Annotated in this window: 24 protein-coding genes and 1 pseudogene; 17 read left to right on the top strand and 8 right to left on the bottom strand. The window is 49.9% G+C overall.

What is annotated here, in order from left to right; all coding sequences use genetic code 11:
• Nucleotide 1: 1 nt before the first annotated feature.
• On the top strand, nt 2-952 hold the full coding sequence (locus BM331_RS05735) for an alpha-L-glutamate ligase-like protein (RefSeq protein ID WP_074927875.1): 951 nt from the start codon (nt 2-4) through the stop codon (nt 950-952).
• 155 nt (nt 953-1,107) lie between these two features.
• On the opposite strand, the gene cls is transcribed toward BM331_RS05735, so the two are convergent.
• From cls to flgA, 3 genes are all read right to left on the bottom strand, one after another.
• Nucleotides 1,108-2,586, bottom strand: a complete 1,479-nt coding sequence (gene cls, locus BM331_RS05740) for a cardiolipin synthase (protein ID WP_074927877.1) — start codon at nt 2,584-2,586, stop codon at nt 1,108-1,110.
• Between the two features lie 404 nt (nt 2,587-2,990).
• Nucleotides 2,991-3,530: an AmiS/UreI family transporter gene (locus tag BM331_RS05745; protein WP_074927878.1), complete on the bottom strand. Its 540-nt coding sequence runs from the start codon at nt 3,528-3,530 to the stop codon at nt 2,991-2,993.
• 307 nt (nt 3,531-3,837) lie between these two features.
• A complete protein-coding gene (gene flgA, locus BM331_RS05750; protein ID WP_074927880.1) occupies nt 3,838-4,530 on the bottom strand; it encodes a flagellar basal body P-ring formation chaperone FlgA in 693 nt (230 codons plus the stop codon).
• 226 nt (nt 4,531-4,756) lie between these two features.
• Here flgA and flgB point away from each other — a divergent pair, with 226 nt between their 5' ends.
• The 12 genes from flgB to BM331_RS05810 all read left to right on the top strand — a co-directional run bounded on the left by flgB (nt 4,757) and on the right by BM331_RS05810 (nt 15,231).
• Nucleotides 4,757-5,167, top strand: a complete 411-nt coding sequence (flgB, locus tag BM331_RS05755; RefSeq protein ID WP_074928163.1) for a flagellar basal body rod protein FlgB — start codon at nt 4,757-4,759, stop codon at nt 5,165-5,167.
• Nucleotides 5,168-5,172: 5 nt separating this feature from the next.
• Nucleotides 5,173-5,577 carry a flagellar basal body rod protein FlgC gene (gene flgC / locus BM331_RS05760; protein WP_074927882.1) on the top strand — a complete coding sequence of 135 codons (405 nt, stop codon included), beginning with the start codon at nt 5,173-5,175 and terminating at the stop codon, nt 5,575-5,577.
• Between the two features lie 12 nt (nt 5,578-5,589).
• Nucleotides 5,590-6,261 carry a flagellar hook assembly protein FlgD gene (locus BM331_RS05765; RefSeq protein ID WP_074927883.1) on the top strand — a complete coding sequence of 224 codons (672 nt, stop codon included), beginning with the start codon at nt 5,590-5,592 and terminating at the stop codon, nt 6,259-6,261.
• Nucleotides 6,262-6,275: 14 nt separating this feature from the next.
• The gene (gene flgE / locus BM331_RS05770; protein ID WP_074927885.1) at nt 6,276-7,502 is read left to right on the top strand and encodes a flagellar hook protein FlgE; all 1,227 of its coding nucleotides are present in this window, start codon (nt 6,276-6,278) and stop codon (nt 7,500-7,502) included.
• Between the two features lie 38 nt (nt 7,503-7,540).
• Nucleotides 7,541-8,284: a flagellar basal-body rod protein FlgF gene (gene flgF / locus BM331_RS05775; RefSeq protein ID WP_074927886.1), complete on the top strand. Its 744-nt coding sequence runs from the start codon at nt 7,541-7,543 to the stop codon at nt 8,282-8,284.
• Nucleotides 8,285-8,322: 38 nt separating this feature from the next.
• Entirely contained in the window at nt 8,323-9,105 is a 783-nt protein-coding gene (gene flgG / locus BM331_RS05780; protein ID WP_074927888.1) for a flagellar basal-body rod protein FlgG, read from the top strand.
• A 10-nt stretch (nt 9,106-9,115) separates the two neighbouring features.
• Nucleotides 9,116-9,862 (top strand): flagellar basal body L-ring protein FlgH, encoded by a 747-nt coding sequence (locus BM331_RS05785; protein WP_371265340.1) that lies wholly within the window; start codon nt 9,116-9,118, stop codon nt 9,860-9,862.
• Nucleotides 9,863-9,883: 21 nt separating this feature from the next.
• A complete protein-coding gene (locus BM331_RS05790) occupies nt 9,884-11,011 on the top strand; it encodes a flagellar basal body P-ring protein FlgI (RefSeq protein WP_143100933.1) in 1,128 nt (375 codons plus the stop codon).
• 13 nt (nt 11,012-11,024) lie between these two features.
• Nucleotides 11,025-12,032, top strand: a complete 1,008-nt coding sequence (gene flgJ / locus BM331_RS05795; RefSeq protein ID WP_074927891.1) for a flagellar assembly peptidoglycan hydrolase FlgJ — start codon at nt 11,025-11,027, stop codon at nt 12,030-12,032.
• Nucleotides 12,033-12,288: 256 nt separating this feature from the next.
• On the top strand, nt 12,289-13,674 hold the full coding sequence (gene flgK, locus BM331_RS05800) for a flagellar hook-associated protein FlgK (RefSeq protein ID WP_074927893.1): 1,386 nt from the start codon (nt 12,289-12,291) through the stop codon (nt 13,672-13,674).
• 28 nt (nt 13,675-13,702) lie between these two features.
• Nucleotides 13,703-14,608, top strand: coding sequence for a flagellar hook-associated protein FlgL (gene flgL / locus BM331_RS05805; RefSeq protein WP_074927894.1), 906 nt, complete (start codon nt 13,703-13,705; stop codon nt 14,606-14,608).
• Between the two features lie 77 nt (nt 14,609-14,685).
• Nucleotides 14,686-15,231, top strand: coding sequence for a hypothetical protein (locus BM331_RS05810; RefSeq protein ID WP_074927896.1), 546 nt, complete (start codon nt 14,686-14,688; stop codon nt 15,229-15,231).
• Here BM331_RS05810 and BM331_RS05815 read toward each other — a convergent pair.
• Nucleotides 15,221-16,351, bottom strand: a complete 1,131-nt coding sequence (locus BM331_RS05815; protein ID WP_074927898.1) for a damage-control phosphatase ARMT1 family protein — start codon at nt 16,349-16,351, stop codon at nt 15,221-15,223. The two genes, BM331_RS05810 and BM331_RS05815, sit on opposite strands and share 11 nt — an antisense overlap.
• A gap of 108 nt (nt 16,352-16,459) precedes the next feature.
• Here BM331_RS05815 and BM331_RS05820 point away from each other — a divergent pair, with 108 nt between their 5' ends.
• The 4 genes from BM331_RS05820 to ppk1 all read left to right on the top strand — a co-directional run bounded on the left by BM331_RS05820 (nt 16,460) and on the right by ppk1 (nt 20,077).
• Nucleotides 16,460-16,984: a hypothetical protein gene (locus BM331_RS05820; RefSeq protein WP_256214831.1), complete on the top strand. Its 525-nt coding sequence runs from the start codon at nt 16,460-16,462 to the stop codon at nt 16,982-16,984.
• 4 nt (nt 16,985-16,988) lie between these two features.
• A complete protein-coding gene (locus BM331_RS05825) occupies nt 16,989-17,552 on the top strand; it encodes a GNAT family N-acetyltransferase (protein ID WP_083414703.1) in 564 nt (187 codons plus the stop codon).
• 75 nt (nt 17,553-17,627) lie between these two features.
• A complete protein-coding gene (locus BM331_RS05830) occupies nt 17,628-17,900 on the top strand; it encodes an oxidative damage protection protein (protein WP_074927901.1) in 273 nt (90 codons plus the stop codon).
• Nucleotides 17,901-17,950: 50 nt separating this feature from the next.
• Complete coding sequence (gene ppk1 / locus BM331_RS05835) at nt 17,951-20,077, top strand: polyphosphate kinase 1 (RefSeq protein ID WP_256214832.1); 2,127 nt, start codon at nt 17,951-17,953, stop codon at nt 20,075-20,077.
• An 11-nt stretch (nt 20,078-20,088) separates the two neighbouring features.
• Here ppk1 and BM331_RS12005 read toward each other — a convergent pair whose 3' ends face one another.
• The 4 genes and pseudogenes from BM331_RS12005 to BM331_RS05845 form a co-directional block, all read right to left on the bottom strand.
• Nucleotides 20,089-20,265, bottom strand: a complete 177-nt coding sequence (locus BM331_RS12005) for a hypothetical protein (protein WP_256214833.1) — start codon at nt 20,263-20,265, stop codon at nt 20,089-20,091.
• 9 nt (nt 20,266-20,274) lie between these two features.
• Nucleotides 20,275-20,331 (bottom strand): annotated as a pseudogene (locus tag BM331_RS12370) (hypothetical protein); the annotation flags it as partial.
• Nucleotides 20,332-20,504: 173 nt separating this feature from the next.
• On the bottom strand, nt 20,505-21,845 hold the full coding sequence (locus tag BM331_RS05840; protein ID WP_218154551.1) for a SulP family inorganic anion transporter: 1,341 nt from the start codon (nt 21,843-21,845) through the stop codon (nt 20,505-20,507).
• Nucleotides 21,842-22,192 (bottom strand): ArsR/SmtB family transcription factor, encoded by a 351-nt coding sequence (locus BM331_RS05845; RefSeq protein WP_074927902.1) that lies wholly within the window; start codon nt 22,190-22,192, stop codon nt 21,842-21,844. Before BM331_RS05845 ends, BM331_RS05840 begins: the two co-directional genes overlap by 4 nt.
• Between the last annotated feature and the right edge of the window lie 170 nt (nt 22,193-22,362).

Raw genomic sequence — 22,362 nt, forward strand, 5'->3', positions numbered from 1 at the left:
CATGTTTGGAATCTGGGAAAGGCTCAAGCAGAGCGGAGTCGTTGGTATGAATCAGCGCAATGCTGATTTCATTCTGCGTTATAACAAGCGCTCGCTTTATCCGCTGGTGGATGACAAGTTGCGGACCAAATATCTGGCGGCAGCTTCCGGTATTGCGGTACCCGAGCTGTATGGCGTGATTGAAATCCAATATGATGTCAGCCGTGTTCCAGAGATCGTTAAAGGTCATGAAGACTTCGTGATCAAACCGGCGCATGGTTCGGGAGGCAGCGGTATTTGCGTTATTACCGGGCGTCTCAACAATCGTTACCGGCAGAATAATGGTGACCTGCTGACTGAGGAGGATATCGAATATCATATTTCCAATATACTCAGCGGCTTGTACAGCCTGGGTGGTCAGCCCGATCAGGCACTGATTGAATACCGGGTCAAGTTTGATCCGCTGTTTGAGGAAGTTTCCTATCGTGGCGTGCCGGATATTCGCACTATCGTCTTCAGAGGAATTCCGGTCGCCTCCATGGTACGTCTACCAACCCGTATGTCGGACGGCAAGGCCAATCTTCACCAGGGTGCAGTGGGTGCTGGTATCGATATGATGACCGGCCGTACCACCTATGCTATCTGGCAAAATTATCCGATTGAACAACACCCGGATACCGGCGTTGCCATCAGCGGACTCGAAATTCCTCACTGGCATAAATTGCTGACATTAGCAGCGCAATGCCATGAACTGGTCGGATTGGGCTATCTGGGGGTGGACGTTGTGCTCGATCGGGAATTGGGTCCGCTGGTACTGGAACTCAATGCACGCCCTGGTTTATCCATCCAGATTGCTAACCGCAGAGGTATGAGTCAGTTGCTGGAAAAAATCGCTAAATTGAAAGAAATTCCTGCCTTGGCATCAGATCGCGCCACACTGGGGCAACAATTGTTTCTAGAAAATCAGACCTGATCCTGTGAAGATTTGTCTTTACCCATTGAACATGTCTTGTTTCAGTAATTTGTTAGGGCTTTAAACACATATAACATAGCAATTAATGCCAAAGCGCCCCATATAAATACGGGCATAACAGGCAGCACTGTTTGCATTATCAGCGCTAACCGAAATTACAATACCGGACTAAACAATCTGGCGACAATGGTTCCGACACGAATGTACCATGGCCGCAGTCGGCCATGGCTCGAATTCATATTGTCGGAAACCGCAAAATCTTGTTCCAGCATTTGCGCTGCCTCCTGAACAAGATCGGGGTCTGCTACTGCCAGCATCAATTCGAAATTTAGGTGCAAAGAGCGATTGTCCAGATTAGTTGATCCGATCAGTACTAGATTGTCATCCGCCAGAACGCATTTCTGGTGCATAAACCCTTCGGAATAATAACGGTACACTGGAATACCCAGTGATTCGAGTTGTTGTTCATAGTAGAAACCAGCAAGGAACACGAGCCAAGCGTCAGCCTTTTCGGGAATCAGAATTCTCACATCGATGCCTCTTGCCCGAGCCATTGACAACGCCGTAATGCAGGAATCATCCGGAACCAAGTACGGAGAACTGATCCACAGCCGCTTTCGAGCACAGCTGGCAATGGTGGCGAACATCATGGTAGCGCGCATACGGTCATCTGCCGGGCCGGTCGCACACACTGCTGCCATTCCATACTGATCGCCCGAAATGACTCGTGCTTCGGCAGTCGTGCTCCAAACAGCTTCTGGCAGATTTTGTCGAGTGGCCCAGTAGTAGTCACTGGCGAATACGGCCTGAATTTTTCGGGCAACTGCTCCGTCAACATGAATTGCTGTGTCCCGCCAGCGAGGAGCCCAGGAGATACGACCAAGATATTCATCACCGACATTCAGGCCACCTACGATCGCTCGCTGTCCATCAATCACGACGAGTTTACGGTGGTTGCGAAAGTTCAACTGAAAACGATTGGCCCAACCCTGACGTGTATTGAAAGCCAATACGTCCACACCGGCATCGTGGACCCGCCGTAACCATGTTTTTGTCAGTTTCGCGCAGCCGATTTCGTCGTACAGCAGACGTACAGTGACTCCAGCTTGAGCACGCTTGCACAAAGCCTCCGCAAACTCACGGCCAATATCGTCATCTCGGATAATATAAAATTCGATATAGATATAGTTTCTTGCACTGCGGATTTGTTCAAGCAACGTGCTAAAAAACGCCTCACCATTAATCAGTAATTGAAAAGTGTTGTTATAGCTCAACGGTGTATCAAGAACGTCTGCCAGAATGTCCAACGGCGACTCGTCTGTTGCACTGCCAATGTTTCTTTCCGTCATTAATTCACGATGGACCGCTTCGACGGAGGCTTGATGCTGTTCACCCACTTGCCGAATGGCGTCTCGATAACCTGCAAACCGTTTCTGTCCGAACACCCAGTACAGCGGCAGCACCAGAATCGGCATCGCGACGAGCCCAACCGCCCACGCGACAGCTGCCTGGGATGTTCGAACTTTGTTTATCGCATGCCAGGCTGACGCAATGCCAAGCAGCTCAGTGGTTGTGACAAAGATCATAACCACGATAGTCTGCGATTCACTTAGCAGATTCAGGATGGCATCCATTCAGATTTAGTTCCTTACCTTTTATTGATTAGCGCCTGAAAGATTTCTGTTTACTCGGCAAATGTGTACTTATTGTGGGTATCACAATTGTTTTAATACAGAAAGATAAATGGCGATGGAGGTGTTCGGTTTATCGAGGTTGTGTTGTATAGCTCCAGAAGCAAGTTGATCTGTTTTTTGTACTGTACTCTGATTGGTCAAAAAGCAGTATTTATTAATCTTGCTCAGTCGACCATTACCAAATTTTGGGACTGATCCAGCTGTGTGAGGATAACCGTGACGGCCTGACTGAAGTTCTTCCCGTAGGCGACACAGCCAGTAAACTCATGTTCCTGACCTTGTGCGATATCGAGAAAAATGGAAGATATTATCTGTAACCTGGAAAAATTTATTTAGTTTCTTTATCAACTAGCTGCGATCTGCAGTGGCCACCAGTTGCCGAATGGCCAGTAACCGTATAGATAAATCCAGCCAGTTATCGCGACTTCGATACCGACAAAGTATGTCATCACGATAGTCATCCCCATGAGTTTAGTGTTGTCCTTGGTCATCTTCTGGTAGAACAGGTACCAGAGAATGCCGTATGTGACCCATTCAAAGGCCCATCCCAGGTCTCCATCTATAAAAGCCTTGATGGCATAAAGCACGGTCGTGAACGCAACCAGCAGACAGTAATACCCCAGGGCACGCTGGTCTTCAGCGCCACGAAGCGCGTTGATGCCGACCCACAGATAGGTCATGGCGAACAGTAAACCACTGGCAGACAGTGGGAAGTTGTTCTGCACCAGGCCAAAATAAAGTGCGCCAATGGCGGCGAGAATTCCAACCAGCAGGTTGAAAATCCCAACATCCTTGGTGTCCACCTTGCCCTGTAACCATATGGCGTTAACAATCAGAATAAATCCTATGAATAGCAGTGGTACGCCTAAAAAATGGCCGGTCATCTTTAATCCTTTTTAAGTTGAATTTCCTTACTGTTCTCGTTATTCCACCAGCCTGGCAGTGCCCAAGGTCTGGCCAAATTCGTTTGGCAGGGCGTCGTTGCCGCCGCAAATCATGAATCTACCACCCTGACGGGTCATATACACGATCTCCAATCTGTCGATCATTGTCAACAGTGATAAAACTGATACACCACCATTACATTTATATATTACTTATACGCTTGGTGCGATCCCTGCTTGTTCTTTACGATTCTTGCTGCCCATTGATTGTTGAGATGGCAGCTCTCACCGTTGATCGTCGCCACTGTTATTTTATTTCTACTATCCCTCCTTCCCGTGCCATTCCACTGATAACCCGCCCGGTAGGGTTGCGTACTTGTACCACTTCTCCTTCAGCAGCAGCGGTGAGTGCTTCGCCTTCTGTGCTGACGGCAAATCCTGCTCCGGTTGCGGTGAGTCGTACTTTCTGTCCACGTGTGATGACGTGTGGAGCGCGTAGCTGGTGTGTGCGTATCGGCTGGCCGGAAGCAAGAAAGGTTGCCGCGACCTTGCCGATTGCCTGATCGGGATCCGTGACTGCCCCGGCAGGAATGCGCACGAGATCGACTTCCTTGCTCACAATATCCTGTGCATCCACTAATTTGCCCATGTTGATGGGCTGTGCGGCGTGTATGGCACTGGCAATCACTTCGATTTCAACCGGCACATAAAGCGTCCAGGTAGCTTCATCCTGACAACGCACGCCAACTGAAAATTTTCCCCATAAGCGTCCGCCTGGTGGCAGAAAAGGCTGAAGCTGGTTACACGGATGCAATGCCTGGCGTGCATCTGGCTGGTTTGTCTTGATGATGACCTTGCCGGGCAGGTGAAGGGTTTCCATGCGTACAAAATCATTGACTAGCTTGAGTATTGCTTCTCCAGGTGAATTTCCGCTGGCGATTGCCGTTGTAGAGAGCAGAAGGCTGCATACAAGTATGATCAATAAGGGTTTTTTGTTCATGTCCGGTATGGTTGGCTATCGGGATAGATGATCAGGGCGGGCAGCTTTTGCCGTTGGCGGCAATTTTTGCCGCTTGTTCAACATGGTATCGCCGCAATCCCCTGGCTAACCTGGAAACTAAAAGGTGATCATGGATCAGTTTGATTGATTGGCCGAAAATAATGGCTTATTCAGTCTGGCACGGTTCCTGCTTATAATAATTATGACTACTTTGCAGGAGGAAAACATGATCAACAAACTGGATAATCTGCTCGGCTTTAATCAGAAGGCACTCGGGTTACGAGCGGCCCGGCAGGAGCTGTTATCGGGAAATATTGCTAATGCGGATACCCCAAGTTTTAAGGCGAAAGATTTCGATTTTTCCAAGGCAATGCAAAACGTTCAGTCGCCAAGGCAGGTACAAAATTCGCTGGCGACGACTTCATCAAGACATATTGGTTTGTCCGATTTCAGATCGATTACGTCCGTGCCGGAGCAGTATCGTGTTCCGCAGCAACCCAGCATAGACGGCAATACCGTTGATATGGATACCGAGCGTATGCAGTTTATGGATAACGCCATGCGCTATGACGCCGGACTGACATTTATCAGCGGCCAGTTCCGGACCCTGTTATCCGCTATCAGAGAAGGAAATTAACAGCCATGTCCCTGTTCAGTGTATTCAATGTCGCCGGTTCAGCCATGGCCGCCCAGTCACAGCGGCTGAATGTGGTGGCCAGTAATCTCGCCAATGCAGACAGTGCCACCAGTTCAACGGGCGAAGCCTATCGTTCCCGGCAAGTTGTGTTTCGTACCGTTGATGTCTCTGCGGATAAGGCAAAGGGCGTCAAAGTGGCGGGTGTTGTGCATGATCCCTCCCCCATGCGGGTGGTTCATGACCCGAAACATCCGATGGCGGATGAAAAGGGTTATGTCACCTTGCCCAATGTCAACGTGGTGGATGAAATGGTCAACATGATGTCGGCATCGCGCTCTTATCAGAACAGTGTTGACATGATGAACGTCACCAAGACGCTGCTGCAAAAAACACTATCAATTGGTCAATAAGGAGAGATGGACATGAGTCAGGTACAAAATAATTCCAGCGTATCCGAGCTGCTGGCTTCAAATGGCGGCAGTATCAAGACTGCCCGCAAGGGTGATGAGGATATGCAGGAGCGGTTTCTCAAGTTGCTGGTGACACAAATGCAGAATCAGGATCCGCTCAGCCCAATGGATAACGCGGAAGTGACCAGCCAGATGGCGCAGATCAGTACCGTGAGCGGTATCGACAAACTCAATAGTACGCTGGAAAAGCTGGTATCGGATTCCGATGCACGGCGTTCATTTGAAGCAGCCAACATGATTGGCCGCAGTGTGCTGATTCCGGGTGCTGATATGCAACTGGAGAACCATACCGGGATCGGCGGATTTGAGCTGACCGAACCGGCAGATAAGCTGGTCGTCACCATCAAGGATAGCGCCGGTATTGCCGTGCGCGACATTGATCTGGGCGCACAACCAGCGGGCGTTGGCACATTTGCCTGGGATGGCCTGGCAAACAATGGTAACGAAGCTGCCGGGGGGCAATACAGTTTCGCCCTGAAAGCCGTGCGCAGTAACCAGGAAGTAGCTGCTTCCACCTTGGCATTTGGTTCGGTCAGCAGTGCGCAGGCTGGCAAGGACGGCGCCCTGCTGGAAGTGGGCAGGCTGGGTTATGTCGGAATGGATGATATTAAAAAAATATTTTGATCGGGAGGTAAATCATGGGTTTTCAACATGGATTGAGTGGATTAAGAGCAGCTTCAGCCAAGCTGGACGTCACCGGTAACAATATCGCCAATGCCAACACGGTTGGCTTCAAGCAATCACAAGCGCAGTTTGCTGATGTTTACGCCAATGCGCTGGGAGGCGGCAGGAATCAGATCGGGATTGGTACTCAATTGATAGCCGTTGCACAGGAGCTTAGCCAAGGAAACGTGACCCCGACCGATAACCCACTGGATGTGGCGATTACCGGGAATGGTTTTTTCCGGATGAACAACAACGGTACGACCAGCTATACCCGGAACGGCCAGTTTCATCTGGACAAGGGTGGCTTTCTGGTCAATGCGAGCAATTACAATGTCACCGGTTTTGGGGCGGATGCGGCTGGCACAATCATTCCCAATGTTCCGGTTAATTTACGGTTGCCTACAGCAGATTTGACGCCCAAGCCGACTACCAGTTTTATGGCGGGAGTGAACCTAGATGCGCGCACCGACGTACCGTCATCGCTGCCTACTTTTGATGCAGCTAATCCATCGACTTATACCCACTCCACTTCAGGTGAGGTTTTTGACAGTTTCGGTAATGCTCATATATTGAATTTATATTTCCAGAAAACAGCCTCATCCAATTGGGGAGTATATGCAACTGTGGAGGGATCAGCAAGCGGAGTGGATTTCAGTGGCTCATCTTCTCTCCCACTGACTTTTGATTCTTCCGGAATCATGACAATACCCACCGGATCGGTTTCAGCCACCGTGAATTTTACTGACCCCACCATCCAGCCACTTGCGTTATCCATTGATCTGTCCCGCTCTACCCAGTTTGGCAGCAAATTCGGGGTGAATGCAATGAATCAGGATGGGTTTGCTTCCGGGCGTCTGGCCGGGTACAGCATTGCTGATAATGGTGAGATCAGAGCCAGTTACACCAATAATGTCACGCGCACAGTCGGGCAGCTTGCGCTGGCGGGTTTTTCCAATCCGAATGGCCTCAAGCCGATGGGCAATAATCAATGGGTAGAGACCGCTGAATCCGGATTGCCGCTGATAGGCACTCCGGAGACCGGTGTGCTGGGTTCATTACAATCTTCAGCAGTAGAAGAATCCAATGTCGATCTGACGACTGAACTGGTCAGTCTAATCATGACACAACGTGTCTATCAGGCCAATGCCAAGACCATTCAGACGCAGGATGCGGTCATGCAGTCCATCATGAATATCTGAGGATTTTCTGTTTAACCCTAATCTGGTGAGTATCTGAAATGGATAGACTGATTTATACCGCGATGACCGGCGCATTGCATACCCTGACGCAGCAGGCAACGGTTTCCCATAATCTGGCCAACGCCTCGACCACAGGTTTTCGCGCACAGGCTGATGCTTTCCGGGCCGTGCCGGTTTATGGGGAATCGCTACCTACCCGTGCATTCGTGCTGGATTCGACGACGGGTGCGGATTTCACACCGGGTACGATCCAGCAGACCAACCGTCCGCTGGATGTGGCGATACAAGGTTCCGGCTGGATTACGGTACAACTTGAAAACGGTGAAGAGGCCTATACCCGGCATGGCAATCTCAAGACGGATGCCAACGGTGTACTGCAAACACAGCAGGGATTCAATATCAAGGGAGAAACGGGGCCGATTGCCATTCCACCGGATAGTCGAGTGGCGATTGGTAAGGATGGCAGCGTCTCGGTATTGCCGTCGGATTCCCGAATCACAGCGGTGTCGATTATCGGGCGCATCAAACTGGTAGATCCGCCTGCGGAACAGCTTGTCAGGGGAGATGATGGTCTGTTCCGGTTGAAACAAGGGGGTGAAGCACCTGCCAGCGGTAAAGTGGCCCTGATTGATGGAGCGCTTGAGAGCAGTAATGTTAATGCAGTCAGTGAGATGGTGAAGATGATTACGCTTGCCAGGCAGTTCGATATGCAAATGAAGATGCTCGAAAATGCCAAGCAGAATGCCCAGCAAGCCAGTGAAATTATGACACTGAGAGGCTGAGTTCCACCCGTTTTTAACTTTCCAAAAAGGATAACGCTATGGTTCGCTCGTTGTGGATCTCAAAAACCGGTCTGGATGCCCAGCAGACCAAAATGGATGTGATTGCCAATAACCTGGCTAACATCAGTACCAATGGCTTCAAGCGCATGCGTCCGGTGTTTGAAGATTTGCTGTACCAGACCATCCGTCAGCCAGGTGCCCAGTCATCCGAACGCACGCGTCTACCTTCCGGTTTGCAGCTGGGAACCGGAGTACGGCCGGTGGCGACCGAAAATATCTTTTTGCAGGGAAATTTACAGCAGACCGGCAATACACGTGATGTAGCGATTCAAGGGGAAGGATTTTTCCAGATTTTGCTGCCGGATGGCACGCTGGCTTATACCCGCGATGGTGCATTCCAATCTGATCAGGATGGACAGTTGGTGACTTCCAGTGGCTTTCCGCTGCAGCCGTCCATTACCATTCCACCGAATACGCTGAGTATCACGATCGGACGGGACGGTACGGTATCCGTGCTGACACCGGGTTCGACTGCACCGTTGCCGGTGGGCAATATTCAATTAACCTCTTTCATTAACCCTGCCGGACTACAGCGCTTTGGTGAAAACCTTTATCTGGAGACGATGAGCAGCGGCGTGCCCAATCCCGGTATCCCGGGGACCAACGGCATCGGACTGCTGAATCAGGGATTTGTGGAAACTTCCAATGTGAATGTGGTGGAAGAGCTGGTTGAAATGATCCAGACCCAGCGCGCGTATGAAATCAATTCCCGGTCGATCCAGACTTCCGACCAGATGTTGAGCAGATTGACTCAACTTTGATCCAGCTTTAATGAATATGTTTTTTACACATTGCTTTGACGCAATAAATCAGCGTCTTCTTGGCACGCTGATTTCTCCCGTATTAATTGTCCTGGTTAGTATGGTGACAGGGTGTTCGATGATGACGCCTGCACCGAAAGTGCAGCAGCCGATGACGATTCGACCGCCCGAGTCGCTGATTATTTCTGCCAGTCAGAGCAATGGCGGTATTTATCAGGCTGCATTCAACTATCAGGGCAGTGGGCGTTATACACCGTTGTTTGAAGATCGGCGCGCGCGCGGTATCGGTGACACCATCATCGTCATGCTCAACGAGAAGACCAATGCGAGTAAGAAAAGTGGCAGCAACGCTCAGCGTGATGGGGGGATTGATCTTTCAGTGCCGTCATTCCTCGGTTTGCCGTTCAAATCTATTTTTCAGGATCTTGATCTGGAAGCCAAATCAAGCAACAAGTTTGATGGCAAAGGAGAGAGTTCCAGCAACAATAATTTCACCGGCACGATTACTGTGACGGTGATCGACATTCTGCCCAACGGCAATCTGCTGGTGAGCGGCGAAAAGCAGATCGGAATCAATCAGGGGCATGAATTCATCCGGCTTTCCGGGGTGATCAATCCGATTAATGTCATGAACAACACCGTGTCATCGGTGCAGGTGGCCGATGCGCGTATCGAATACCGGGGCACCGGTTATCTGGATGAAGCGCAAACCATGGGCTGGCTGTCACGTTTCTTTTTGTCGATTTCACCTTTTTGAGCATACCAGAGGCATATCGCTATGACTTTATCCAAATGGATTCGGAGTTTCGGGCTGCTGAGTCTCGGATTATTGAGTTGCCTGATCATTTCTGCTCCAGCTTTTGCCGAGCGCATTAAGGATCTGGTCAATATCCAGGGCGTGCGTGCTAACCAGTTGATTGGTTATGGATTGGTAGTTGGCTTAGATGGTACGGGTGATCAGACCCAGCAGACACCCTTTACCGTACAAAGTATCCTCAGCATGTTGGGGCAATTGGGTGTGAATCTGCCGCCAGGAGTCAATTTACAGTTACGCAACGTTGCTTCTGTCATGGTAACGGCCACCTTGCCGGCCTTCGCCAAACCGGGGCAGCAGATTGATGTGACGGTTTCATCCATGGGTAATGCCAAGAGTCTGCGTGGTGGCACCTTGCTGATGACGCCGTTAAAAGGGATTGATAACCAGGTGTATGCCGTTGCACAAGGCAGTCTGGTGATTGGCGGGGCAGGTGCCAGTTCAGCCGGCAGCAGCGTTCAGATCAATCATCTGGGCGCAGGGCGGATCAGTGCAGGTGCAATCGTGGAACGCGCTGTGCCGACGCTGCTCGGCCAGGGAGAGTACATCAACCTGGAATTACATGACACTGATTTCACGACTGCACGGCGTATCGTGGAGACGATCAACGGCCGCTTTTCGTATGGAACGGCTACCGCACTGGATGGGCGCGTTATCCAGCTGCGGGCACCCGTGGATAACAATCAGCGTGTCACATTTATTTCACAAATTGAAGGTCTTGATGTCATGCCGGCACAGGGTGCGGCCAAGGTCATCATCAATGCGCGTACCGGTTCGGTCGTCATGAACCAGATGGTGACGCTTGAACCCAGTGCAGTGGCGCATGGCAATCTCTCGGTGATCATCAATACCCAGCCGATTGTCAGCCAGCCCGGACCCTTCTCACAGCGTGGTGAAACGGTGGTGGTGCCGCAATCACAAATCGAAGTGCGTTCGGAAGAAGGTAATCTGATGTTGTTGCCGGGATCAGCCAGTCTGGCTGATGTGGTGAAAGCGCTGAATGCCATTGGTGCCACTCCGCAGGATTTGCTGGCAATTTTGCAGGCACTCAAGGCGGCAGGGTCATTACGGGCAGAGTTGGAAATTATTTGATTGGGTTGGCAACATGATCAATTCATCTGATATTTCCGGCCAGCTGGCTATTGATGCGCAAGCAGTTGATCAATTGCGCGATCAGGCTCGGCGCGATCCGCAGGAAGGGCTGAAGCAGACAGCAAAACAGTTTGAGGCGCTGTTTCTCAACATGATGATGAAAAGTATGCGTGAAGCTACGCCCAAAGAAGGATTGTTTGATAGTGATCAATCACGTTTTTATACCCAGATGCTTGATCAGCAACTGGTACAGAATCTTTCTGACAAGGGAATTGGCCTGGCAGACATGATCGTGCGGCAACTGTCACAAGCTATTGACAAGGAACAGGCTAATGCCATAGACGGAGCAGAATCTCTCCTGACAGCTATTGTCGGAAATGATGAGAAACCGCTGGTTTCACTGGCGCCGGGGCAAACAAAGGATCTGCCTTCTCAACTCTGGGCGAATCTCAATCGAGCTACCGCTAAACCAAATTTTTCAGCTGTCTCGCCTGCATTGCAGCCGAACCGGATGGGAATTGCTTCCAGCTCTGGGAATGATGGCCCTGAGATGTCTGTGATTGATCAACCCAGAGAATTTGTGCTGGATGTATTGCCGCATGCCCGCAAGATAGCGCGTGAAACCGGCATCCCGGAACATTTCATGATTGCCCAGGCCGCACTGGAAACCGGCTGGGGCAGGCATCAGATCCGCCGGGCGGACAATCAGCCAAGCTTCAATCTGTTTGGCATCAAGGCAAGTGGGAACTGGCGCGGACAAGTGGTGGAAACCATGACCACCGAATATGTGGATGGTACACCGCAGAAGATCAGGGAAAAATTCCGGGCTTACAGTTCCTACGAGGAAGCCTTCCGAGACTATGCGCGGTTACTGCAGAACAACCCCCGTTATGCAGCTGTGCTGAAAAGCCGCAGTGCCACAGCGTTTGCCTGGGGGTTGCAGCAGGCTGGTTATGCGACTGATCCATCCTACGCGGAAAAGCTGCTGAAGATTATTAATAGTGATGCATTGAACATATAAAGAATTATCGAATATCTGCCACTTTTTTGCGAATGCCAGCATCCAGTAGCAGTGGCTCCAAAGGTGTTGAGTTGCTCGCTATCTGTTTTACTACATTCACAGTCACGGCTAAATCTTAAAGCGGATCTCGTAAAGATAGAGAGAGGGGTGCGGGATTCATAACGAAATGAGCAAATATGCTGAATTATTGCTTTAATCCCACCGGAATTTTGCCGTAAACAAATAGAAGTAATTCACGACTATCGAGGATAGGACAATGGCAAATAGTATTATGAATGTAGGCATTTCCGGGCTGCAGGCTGCACAAACTGCCTTACTAACGACCAGCCACAATATCAGCAATGCGACAACACCCGGTTATAACCGCCAGCAAGCTATTCAGAGTACGAATACACCACTGCCGCACAGTAATGGGTTTATTGGTCGAGGCGTGCAGGTGTCAACCGTACAGCGTATCTACAATCAGTATCTGGTCAGTCAGTCGTTGCAGGCGCAGGGCCAGAGCAGTCAGTTAGATAGTCATTACAACGAGATCAAGCAGATCGATAATTTGTTGGCGGATACCACTTCCGGGCTGACGCCGGCGCTGCACAATTTTTTTAATGCGGTACAGGATGTTGCCTCCAGCCCGACCTCGATCCCTTCTCGCCAGGCAATGTTGAGCAATGCTGAAGCGCTGGTTTCCCGCTTCCAGTCAATGGATCAGCGTTTATCAGAAATGAGAGAGGGAGTGAACAGCCAGATTGCCAGTAGCGTGAATGAGATCAATTCACTGGCGCAGCAGGTTGTGCGGCTGAATACCAATATCCAGGCAGTAGAAGGCTCAGCGAATGGTCAGCCGGCCAATGATCTGTATGATCAGCGCGATGCGCTCATCCGTGATCTCAGCAAACTGGCCAATGTGGATGTCGTGCGTCAGAGTAATGGCCATTACAACGTCTTCATCGGTAATGGTCAGTCGCTGGTGGTCGGCACCAGTGCTATGGCACTCAAGGCGGTGCCCTCTTCAAGTGATCCACAACGTCTGGTAGTGGCAATGGATCAACAAGGTGGAGAAATAGTGCTGCCAGAACACCAGTTGCAGGGGGGTAGCCTGGGCGGATTGCTGGCTTTTCGCAGCGAAACACTGGATCCCATTCAAGATGGATTCAATCAACTGGCGCTGGGATTTGCCAATACGTTTAATGCTCAGCATATTCAGGGGAAGAATCTGTCGGGTGCACCGGGTGTAAATTTTTTTACGGTAACGGGCCCTGCTGCCGCCCGGAATATTCGAGTGGCAATCACTGATCCTGCCCTCATTGCTGCGGCAGATAGTGTTGGTGAGGTGGCTAATAACCGTAATGCTTTGCAGCTTGCCGAGTTGCAAACGAAAAATATGTTGCAAGGGGGAACAGTCTCCTATCAGTCGGCGTATTCAAGTCTGGTCAGCCTGGTGGGTAACAAAACCCGTGAACTGGAAGTGACCAGTCAGGCGCAGGAGAGTCTGCTTGCGCAGACAGATCAGGCCATACAGTCATTATCCGGGGTCAATCTGGAGGAAGAAGCCGCTAATCTGCTGCGTTATCAGCGGATGTTCCAGGCTTCCAGCAAGGTGATCGAAATCAGTAATTCGCTGTTTGATTCGTTGCTCAGAATCTGATCAATTTTTGACAGAAAAGGAATTTATCATGCGCGTCAGTACCAATACCTTATATGACCAGGGAACAAGATCCATGCTGCAACAGCAAAGTTCATTGCTCAAGCTGCAGCAACAGCTTTCAAGCGGCAAGCGCATCATGACCCCATCGGATGATCCGATCGGAGCGGCGCGCGCCCATGAGTTATCCCAATCACTGGCATTAAATACGCAATATGCTGATAACCGTTACCGGGCAATGGACAGCCTGCAGCAAGTGGATAGCACACTCGGCAGTGTTTCCAGCGTGATCCAGAGTGCCAGAACCATGGCAGTGGCGGCCGGTAATCCGGCATTTTCAGACAGTGAGCGCAAGATGATGGCCATTGAACTGCGCGGTCATTTCGGGCACTTGTTGGGGCTGGCAAATACCAAGGATGAACAGGGCAATTATCTATTCTCCGGCTTTAAGGGCAATACCCAACCGTTCGTCGAACAGTCTGCCGGCGTTGTGACGTATGAAGGTGATTCGGTGCAGCGTCTGATACAGGTTTCCGGTTCCCGTCAGCTTGAGGTGAGTGAAACGGGGAAGGATGTTTTTGGAGCGGATGGTTCGAATCTGTTTAACACTGTTGAAGATTTTATTGGCGCACTGGAAACGCCCGGTGGTGGCGCTACACTGAATAACGCAGTAAGTACCGCTTTGCAGGATCTCGATGTTGCATTGGATAATGTACTGACCAAACGGGCGGCAGTTGGATCACGGCTGCAGGAAGTCGATGCGCTGCAGCAGATTGGTGAGGATACTGCCGTTCAGTATCAACAATCACTCTCGCGCCTGCAGGATCTGGATTTTGCGCAAGCTATCTCTGACCTGATGCGTCAGCAGGCTTCACTGGAAGCAGCACAAAAGACTTTTACGCGCGTTTCCGGGCTGTCACTGTTTAATATGATTTAGCCTGTTTCACTTACCCGTGTTCAGCAGATTGCCGGTATTCAGGTAAACTCGTGACGATCTGCTTTTTGGGGAATGATATGAACCGGGAAGAATTATATTTGAAGATTGCAGAACTGCATCTCAAGCGTGTAGAAGTACTGCAAACGGTTGAATGGAGACTCACATTAAGCATCTGGACATTTGTAGCGGGTGTTGCGATGGTGAGTCTGGCCAATGCCGATAAAGTGAAGCAGGCAGCTGTAGCTATGGGAAGCTTTCTCGGACCTCTTGTCATATTGTTTCTGATCAGTGCCATTTATGGGGTGCTCTGGTACTCGTATACCATCAGATTTTGCAAGAAGAATTACAACAGCCTCGTAACGGAACGTAACCGTTATCAGCGCATGCAGAATGAAGCGATAAAACTCGTTTTGAAAGCCAAGTCCAGGGATTTTCTGATCAAAGCTGAAGCCGAAGACAAACAGATTTCTGAAACAGATTTTCAGGAACCATCCTTTGAGCATCTTGCGGGTGATGGTTTTAAAAAATCAGGTATATGGCAGTTCAAAGCGGTTGTGACAGCGACATTGATGTTGTTTTCATGGCTGCTTATTGCAATGATTGTTGTTCCTGCTATCCAGTAAAAACCTGAATGATGCCGTAGCGGCCACAGGTGAGCCAGTCTGGTTGAAGCGTGGTGGTTTTAGCGGCAACTTCAGGGGTGAGGCTAGCCAGTACTTCTGATTTGAGTGTGCGTAAAAACAGGGCTGATCGGCCAAAACGCTGCAAAAAATAATCTTTTTCTGTAGTGTGCGGCCAGCGTCGATCACCAGCAAAATAGCGGTAATTCAAATCTCCCTTGAAAATAACCAGTTCTGTATTCTCAAAAGTTTCGCAGGTAAGTGTTTCATCCGCATAAAAACTGGCAGGTAATCCCAATGCAGGACTGGTGCGCAGTGTCAGCTGATTTTGACGTAACAACTGCGTAATATCTTCTCCCAGTTTGCGTGCCGCCGGAACAGATGAAATTCTCAGTTTTTCAATCAGATTTTCCATATTGATCATGGTCATGTCCGAAACAAACATTGGATAGGGTCTGACATGCGCAACGATGTGTGAGCAGTAGCTGCTGATCCTGCGAATCAGCAGCAAGTCTGTCAGTACATCCATTCCGGCATTATCAAACACCAGATCAATCCGCTGCATTCCGGAAACAATTAACTTTGTTGCCGTCTCACTCTCATCCACCAGCAGCGAAACCTGATCAATTTCTGGAATGATGTGTTGACTGAGATCCGCTGTGTTGCCAATGACTGACCAGTGCAGCAGCTTGCGGATATCACAGTCGGGATCACAATATTCAGCCAGCGTGGCAAGCGATTCGATAGCCTGTAAGTTGGCCGCTTCCTTAGCTGGCTGGAAAGGATCAACCGGTGTGGCCGTGCTATAACCGAAAGCCAGCAAAATTCGTGCGTAGAAATAGAGCTCAACGGTAAGAAACGGCATGTTTGCCCAGCGCCGCCCGCTATACGGCTTGATTACCTGATCAAGTGTGCCAAAAATTACCGGCGGCAAGGGGGTGATTTTTCCTTCTCGCATCTCTGTTGCCAATTGCTGTAAAGCATGTGCAACGGATGTGTCAGCGTTATCTATAAGCTTGCCAAGAATGACAGGTAAGCGCTTTTCCAGTGAAAAGGCAGCGAAGGAGCCGGGTTCTTCAGTAGTCAGGCGAGGGGGCGGCAGAATTGACTGATGAGAGGGCATGAGTGGTATTCTTGAATCTTGTGACTGAATTGGACATTGTACCGGGAGGGTTGCAGAACAGCTATTTCCCGCAGACGGGATGTATGGGGCGTAACAGGAGAGATGAATATGAGATGGTGGATAAAGAGGCACGACAGACTGTTGTGGGTACTTGTCATACTGATCGTTTTTCCTGGCACAAGTTTTTCTGAACCTGGTTTCGATCGACCATCACTTCACAGCAGGCAATCCCTGATTCTTCCGGAAATCTGGGTGGGGGGTGGTTTGTCATATTTCCCTTTTTATATGCAACCGCTTCCGATCTACCCGGATGTGCAATGGTTGTATCCTTGTTTTCCTTTTGCCAGTTGCATGGCATTGCAACAGTACCGGAGTGATGAAAGACGTAAGAAACGATCACAACCCAAACCAGTATTTAGACAAGGAGCGTCTCCGGCGGATGAGGCCATGGAAGCCTGGCGAGCGGGATTGCGTCCGGCGACAGAGCCGTTTCGTACTGACGAGCAGTTAATTGTGCCGGCATTCCGGGGGCACAGCCTGATCCGGCTGGAATATCAGAAGGCTGGCAGCCTTCTCCCCGAATTTTCAGCCAATGAGCGGAATGAGAATGCTGAGCACGATGAAAATGAGTGACCAGATGAACAGTAAAATCCGGATACGAACCTGCTCATCTGGTGATGAAGCAGTACTGGCACTGATTGGCCAGGCGACATTTCTCGAAGCGTTTGCGGGCGTTCTGGATGGACAAAATATTCTTGCGCATTGTGCCAGCGCCCATTCTGTTGAATGTTATCGCAGCTGGTTGGCCGACAGCCGCTATCAACTCTGGCTGGCTGAAATCAGCCCGGGTCACGCCCCCGTTGGCTACATGGCTGTCGCACCATCGCCGCTTCTGCTGTCGGACAATTCTTCGCGTGATCTTGAGTTGAAACGAATTTATGTCTTCAGCAAATTTCAGGGGCAGGGCCTTGGCAAAAGGCTGTTACAGGAAGCCATTGCTGAATCGCGCGCTCGCCTGGCAGAGCGGTTGTTACTCGGTGTGTATGAACATAACGATGCCGCTATCGGGTTTTATACCCGCATGGGGTTCCGCAAGGTAGGGACGCGTAAATTCAACATGGGCGGGCTGGAATGTGATGATTATATTATGGGGCTAACAGTAGCTGCTTCCGAATCTATTCATTCGGAAAATATATTGTAAACTGCCCATTAGCATTACGTGTATTCATCTTTCATAAAAATAATCGTGTAATCAATCTGAATGGATAACAATAATATGGCCAGAAATGTGAACTGTATCAAACTCGGGTGTGAAGCAGAGGGGCTGGATTTTCCACCTTACCCCGGGGAATTGGGCAAACGGATTTTTGAAAATGTCTCCAGGGAAGCATGGGGGCAATGGATCAAACACCAGACGATGCTGGTGAATGAAATGCGGCTGAGCATGGCAGATATCAAGGCGCGCAAATATCTCGCCACCCAGATGGAAGCCTATTTCTTTGGTGAAGGGGCTGAGCAGCCGGTTGGCTACGTTCCTCCCGAGAAATAAACTATTGCAACCGTCATCTATATTCCGGAAATATTGGACAGTGATTGATCGTGGTAAATAATGAACCGGACAAGGTATCGGCAATCAGGCCGGATATCCCGCTTGCCAAACAGTTTTTGAACCGCGAGCTTAGCCAGATCGAATTTAATCGCCGCGTGCTGGCTCAGGCGGAAAATGAAGCAATCCCGTTGCTGGAGCGTTTGCGCTTTATCTGTATTGTCAGCAGCAATCTTGATGAGTTCTTTGAAGTGCGCATTGCCGGGCTGAAAGAACAGATCAAGTTGGATTCCCCAGGTTTTGGTTCGGATGGCATGTCGCCGGGGCAGACGTTTGAGCGCGTATCCGGGCAGGTGCATGAACTGATTTCCCGGCAATATCAGTTGCTCAATGATGACGTTCTTCCCGCGCTGGCGGAGCAGGGCATCTGTTTTTTGCGCCGTAATGTCTGGAGTGATAGCCAGCGTGAATGGATCCGGGATTTTTTCTTTCGTGAACTGATGCCGATGCTGACTCCCATCGGTCTTGATCCTTTACATCCTTTTCCGCGCGTGTTGAATAAAAGCCTGAATTTTGCGGTCGGACTGGAAGGAAAAGATGCATTTGGCCGTAACTCTGGTGTTGCAATCGTACAGGCACCCCGTATCCTGCCGCGTCTGATACGGTTGCCGAAAGAAGTCAGTAGTTGTCCCTATAGTTTCGTGTTTTTGTCCTCCATTATTCACGCGCATGTCGGCGAACTTTTCGCCGGGATGCATGTCACGGGTTGTTACCAGTTCCGCGTTACCCGCGATAGTGATTTGTATGTGGATGAAGAAGAAATCAAGAATCTGCGGGTCGCATTGCAGGGCGAGTTATCGCAGCGCCATCTGGGGGATGCAGTCAGGCTCGAGGTAGCAGATAACTGCTCACAGCAAATGGCGGAATTTCTGCTGGAACAGTTTGCACTCAAAAATGAGGATTTGTTTCAGGTAAACGGTCCGGTCAATCTGGCCAGGTTGATGCAGGTGTTTGATCTGATCGACCGGCCTGATCTCAAATTTCCACGCTTCGTTCCCGGTCTTCCTTTTTTGCCCCGGAAAAAGAAGGGGCATAATATTTTTGAGGTGATCAGTAAGGGCGATATCTTGTTGCACCATCCTTACCAGTCGTTTCAGCCGGTTGTTGAATTCATCCAGCAAGCCAGCGCTGATCCGGATGTGATGGCGATCAAGCAGACGGTTTATCGTACCGGATCAGATTCGACCTTGATGGAGGCGCTTGTAGCAGCCGCCAGTCTGGGCAAGGAAGTGACAGTAGTGGTGGAACTGCTCGCCCGCTTCGATGAAGAAGCCAATATCAACTGGGCTAAGCGGCTCGAAGAGGTGGGCGCGCACGTTATTTATGGTGTCTTTGGCCACAAAACACACTGCAAAATGGCCATGGTGGTGCGGCGTGAAGCAGGCCAGCTAAAGCGCTATGTACACCTGGGAACAGGCAATTATCATACGGGAACAGCACGGGTTTATACCGATTTCGGCTTGCTGACCTGCCATGAAGAAATCTGTACTGATGTCAGCGAGGTGTTTTTGCAATTAACCGGGCTGGGCAAGGCAAGCAAGCTGCGACATCTCTGGCAGTCGCCTTTTAATTTGCATGGCCAGATTCTGAACAGCATCCAGCAGGAAGTAAAACATGCTACTGCAGGCAAGTCAGCTGCCATCATTGCCAAAATGAATGCCTTGCTGGAACCGGCTGTCATTCAGGCGTTGTATGCCGCTTCTGCAGCCGGGGTGAAAATTAATCTGATTGTACGAGGTGCCTGTGCATTACGCCCTGGTGTACCGGGGTTATCGGAGAATATCCGGGTGCGTTCCATTGTCGGGCGGTTTCTGGAGCATTCCCGTATTTTTTATTTTCTCAACGGTAAGCAGCACAACGTCTATCTGGCAAGCGCTGACTGGATGGGCCGGAATTTCTTCCGGCGCGTGGAAATTTGTTTCCCGGTACTTGACCCGCGATTGAAGAAGCGAGTGATCGTGGAAGGATTAAAACCGTATCTGCGTGATAACGTGCAAGCCTGGGAAATGGATGGAGACGGGTATTACAAACGCAAATCAGCCAGAAGAAACAGCAGATTCAGTGCACAGGAAGTTTTGCTTGAAAAGCTTGCAGCAGTTAAACAGGAGCCAATCGAATAATTTGCTGTACACTACACTGGCGGGTGAGTGCTGTAATCTTTGACAATCTCCTGGCCTATGCCGTCAAAACTTTCTGTGATTTCCTTTGCACGCAGCAATGCCGCTTCGACATGCGGCAGAGCATTTTCTCGTCCGATGCAAGTAATAAGGGATGAACGCTCCAGCAGCCGTGCCGGCTGATCACGCACGCTACACAATAGCAATGTTTTACCCGCTTGCTGCAGGCGTTCGGGCAGACTTTCCAGTGCATGCAGTCCTGTTGTGCAGGTGCAAAATCACAATGGGTGCAAACTGGGTAAGATCAGCAGTCTTTTCTATCAGTTTATCGGTCACGCCAAATAAAAACGGCCCATGAATGCGCAGTATTGAAACGTAAGGCGAGAGTCCTCTGTCTTGTAAACCGTGAGCACGTCCGCTCTGAATGTATTCAGGTTACCGTGTATACGGAGGTAGTTTGTGATACACGGTAGATGTACAGCAGCACAGCCAGCACGATTCCAACTGCAACTGCAACTGCAACTGCAACTGCAACTGCAACTGCAACTGCAACTGCAACTGCAACTGCAACTGTTAAGTCAGCCAGCACAGTCAGGCTGAACGTGGTGATCCATGCCGCCTGATCAGTTCTGGAAAGACGCATGATGACACGGATTTCTTTCCATTCCCCCATGTTGTAGGCAACCACAAATAACACTGCTGCCAGTACTGCCAGTGGGATAAAACGTACCAGGGGCACTGCGACCAGCAAAATGAGTAACAGTGTCAGGGCATGGATAATGCCCGCGATCAGCGTTTTTGCGCCGGAGCGAATGTTTGTTGCCGTGCGTGCGATTGCACCAGTTGCAGGAATTCTGCCTGCCAAGGGTGTTGCCAGGTTTGCTACACCTTGAGCAATTAGCTCCGCATTAGAATTGTGTTTATCACCACTCATGCCATCAGCAACTACTGCTGAGAGCAGACCTTCTACTGCTGCCAGCAGCGCAACAGTCAGTGCAGAAGGCAGTAACGGTATGATCAGATCCGACTGAAAAGCGGGCGTCGCCAGTGTGGGCAAGCCAGTTGGGATGTCACCAAATTTGCTGCCAATGGTTTCAATCGGCAAGTTGAAAGCTGTAGCAAGAGCAGTGCTCAGAAACAGCGCCACAATTAAACCGGGAATACGTTTATTAAGGTGTGGAAACAGCAAAATAACTGCAAGGGAGGCACTTGCCATCAGCACAGTCGGTAGATTAATGGTGTCGATATAGGCCCAAAGCATGGCAATGTGTTCTGCAAATTCGCTGGGAGCGTCGAGTGTTTCCAGTCCTAGAAAACCCTTGATTTGCGTCGAGGCAATCAGCAACGCAATCCCGTTGGTAAAACCGATAATTACCGGGCGTGGAATGAACTTGACTGCTGTACCCAGGCCCGTTACTTCCATAATGACTAAAATTACGCCAGCCATCATCGTAACCATCAATAAACCGGAGAAACCAAATTTGATGATAATGTCTGCAACAATCACCACAAACGCACCGGTTGGGCCGCCGATTTGAGTGCGCGAGCTACCCAGTGCCAAGATAATGAAGCCAGCCATAACCGCTGTATAAATCCCAGACTGTGGCGTGGCGCCTGAAGTGATACCGAAGGCCATTACCAACGGTAGTGCGACCAGACCAACAGTTAATCCGGCAATCAGATCAGCCAGAAAATCCTGCCTGGAGTAGTTGCGCAGACATACAACAAGTTTCGGTAGCCACTTATTGCTATTAGAAATGTGTTGGCTCATTGTTCAGTAGATTCCGTTCTGTCCATCCGCTCAAGCTCCTGAAACATCGTTACGGATTCCTCAATGTGCGCCTGAAAGTAGCAACGCAGGATATCCAGAACTTCAATAAGAAGTGGATCACGCACCGTATAAAAAACCTGATTGCCTTCTTTGCGCGCAACGACAACATGTTTGGTGCGCAAAACGGCTAGATGCTGTGAAGCATTGGCTTGCTCCAGTGCTAATTTTTCGATAATAGCACCGGCAGATAACTCACCTTCTCGTAACACTTCTACGATAGCGATGCGTGTTGGGTGTGCCAGTGCCTGAAAAACACTGGCCTTGAATTGTCGCAACACATCTGACATTGAAACACCTGCTGTTGAAATAGAAGGATGAAAGTGTAATGTTGTATTTGTATATTCGCAATATAGAATATATTTATGAATTCTATATGTGGATGAAACAGACAAAAGATAGTGAGGATTGCTGGTAAATACACGATATGCTGCCGCGCCATCCTGCAATCTTCCCGCAG

Origin of the sequence: Nitrosomonas eutropha, assembly GCF_900116685.1 — a bacterium.
In the GTDB taxonomy this organism is placed as follows: Bacteria; Pseudomonadota; Gammaproteobacteria; order Burkholderiales; family Nitrosomonadaceae; genus Nitrosomonas; species Nitrosomonas eutropha_A.

What these genes read in the sequence shown, in the direction of transcription:
- flgK (WP_074927893.1), top strand. Translation starts at nt 12,289, where the DNA reads ATGGCAAATAGTATTATGAATGTAGGCATTTCCGGGCTGCAGGCTGCA.
- BM331_RS05830 (WP_074927901.1), top strand. Translation starts at nt 17,628, where the DNA reads ATGGCCAGAAATGTGAACTGTATCAAACTCGGGTGTGAAGCAGAGGGG.
- BM331_RS05735 (WP_074927875.1), top strand. Translation starts at nt 2, where the DNA reads ATGTTTGGAATCTGGGAAAGGCTCAAGCAGAGCGGAGTCGTTGGTATG.
- flgC (WP_074927882.1), top strand. Translation starts at nt 5,173, where the DNA reads ATGTCCCTGTTCAGTGTATTCAATGTCGCCGGTTCAGCCATGGCCGCC.
- BM331_RS05745 (WP_074927878.1), bottom strand. Translation starts at nt 3,530, where the DNA reads ATGACCGGCCATTTTTTAGGCGTACCACTGCTATTCATAGGATTTATT.
- flgG (WP_074927888.1), top strand. Translation starts at nt 8,323, where the DNA reads ATGGTTCGCTCGTTGTGGATCTCAAAAACCGGTCTGGATGCCCAGCAG.
- cls (WP_074927877.1), bottom strand. Translation starts at nt 2,586, where the DNA reads ATGGATGCCATCCTGAATCTGCTAAGTGAATCGCAGACTATCGTGGTT.
- flgB (WP_074928163.1), top strand. Translation starts at nt 4,757, where the DNA reads ATGATCAACAAACTGGATAATCTGCTCGGCTTTAATCAGAAGGCACTC.
- flgA (WP_074927880.1), bottom strand. Translation starts at nt 4,530, where the DNA reads ATGAACAAAAAACCCTTATTGATCATACTTGTATGCAGCCTTCTGCTC.
- BM331_RS05810 (WP_074927896.1), top strand. Translation starts at nt 14,686, where the DNA reads ATGAACCGGGAAGAATTATATTTGAAGATTGCAGAACTGCATCTCAAG.
- BM331_RS05765 (WP_074927883.1), top strand. Translation starts at nt 5,590, where the DNA reads ATGAGTCAGGTACAAAATAATTCCAGCGTATCCGAGCTGCTGGCTTCA.
- flgE (WP_074927885.1), top strand. Translation starts at nt 6,276, where the DNA reads ATGGGTTTTCAACATGGATTGAGTGGATTAAGAGCAGCTTCAGCCAAG.
- flgF (WP_074927886.1), top strand. Translation starts at nt 7,541, where the DNA reads ATGGATAGACTGATTTATACCGCGATGACCGGCGCATTGCATACCCTG.
- flgL (WP_074927894.1), top strand. Translation starts at nt 13,703, where the DNA reads ATGCGCGTCAGTACCAATACCTTATATGACCAGGGAACAAGATCCATG.
- flgJ (WP_074927891.1), top strand. Translation starts at nt 11,025, where the DNA reads ATGATCAATTCATCTGATATTTCCGGCCAGCTGGCTATTGATGCGCAA.
- BM331_RS05815 (WP_074927898.1), bottom strand. Translation starts at nt 16,351, where the DNA reads ATGCCCTCTCATCAGTCAATTCTGCCGCCCCCTCGCCTGACTACTGAA.
- BM331_RS05825 (WP_083414703.1), top strand. Translation starts at nt 16,989, where the DNA reads ATGAACAGTAAAATCCGGATACGAACCTGCTCATCTGGTGATGAAGCA.
- BM331_RS05785 (WP_371265340.1), top strand. Translation starts at nt 9,116, where the DNA reads ATGAATATGTTTTTTACACATTGCTTTGACGCAATAAATCAGCGTCTT.
- BM331_RS05790 (WP_143100933.1), top strand. Translation starts at nt 9,884, where the DNA reads ATGACTTTATCCAAATGGATTCGGAGTTTCGGGCTGCTGAGTCTCGGA.
- BM331_RS05840 (WP_218154551.1), bottom strand. Translation starts at nt 21,845, where the DNA reads ATGAGCCAACACATTTCTAATAGCAATAAGTGGCTACCGAAACTTGTT.
- BM331_RS05845 (WP_074927902.1), bottom strand. Translation starts at nt 22,192, where the DNA reads ATGTCAGATGTGTTGCGACAATTCAAGGCCAGTGTTTTTCAGGCACTG.
- BM331_RS05820 (WP_256214831.1), top strand. Translation starts at nt 16,460, where the DNA reads ATGAGATGGTGGATAAAGAGGCACGACAGACTGTTGTGGGTACTTGTC.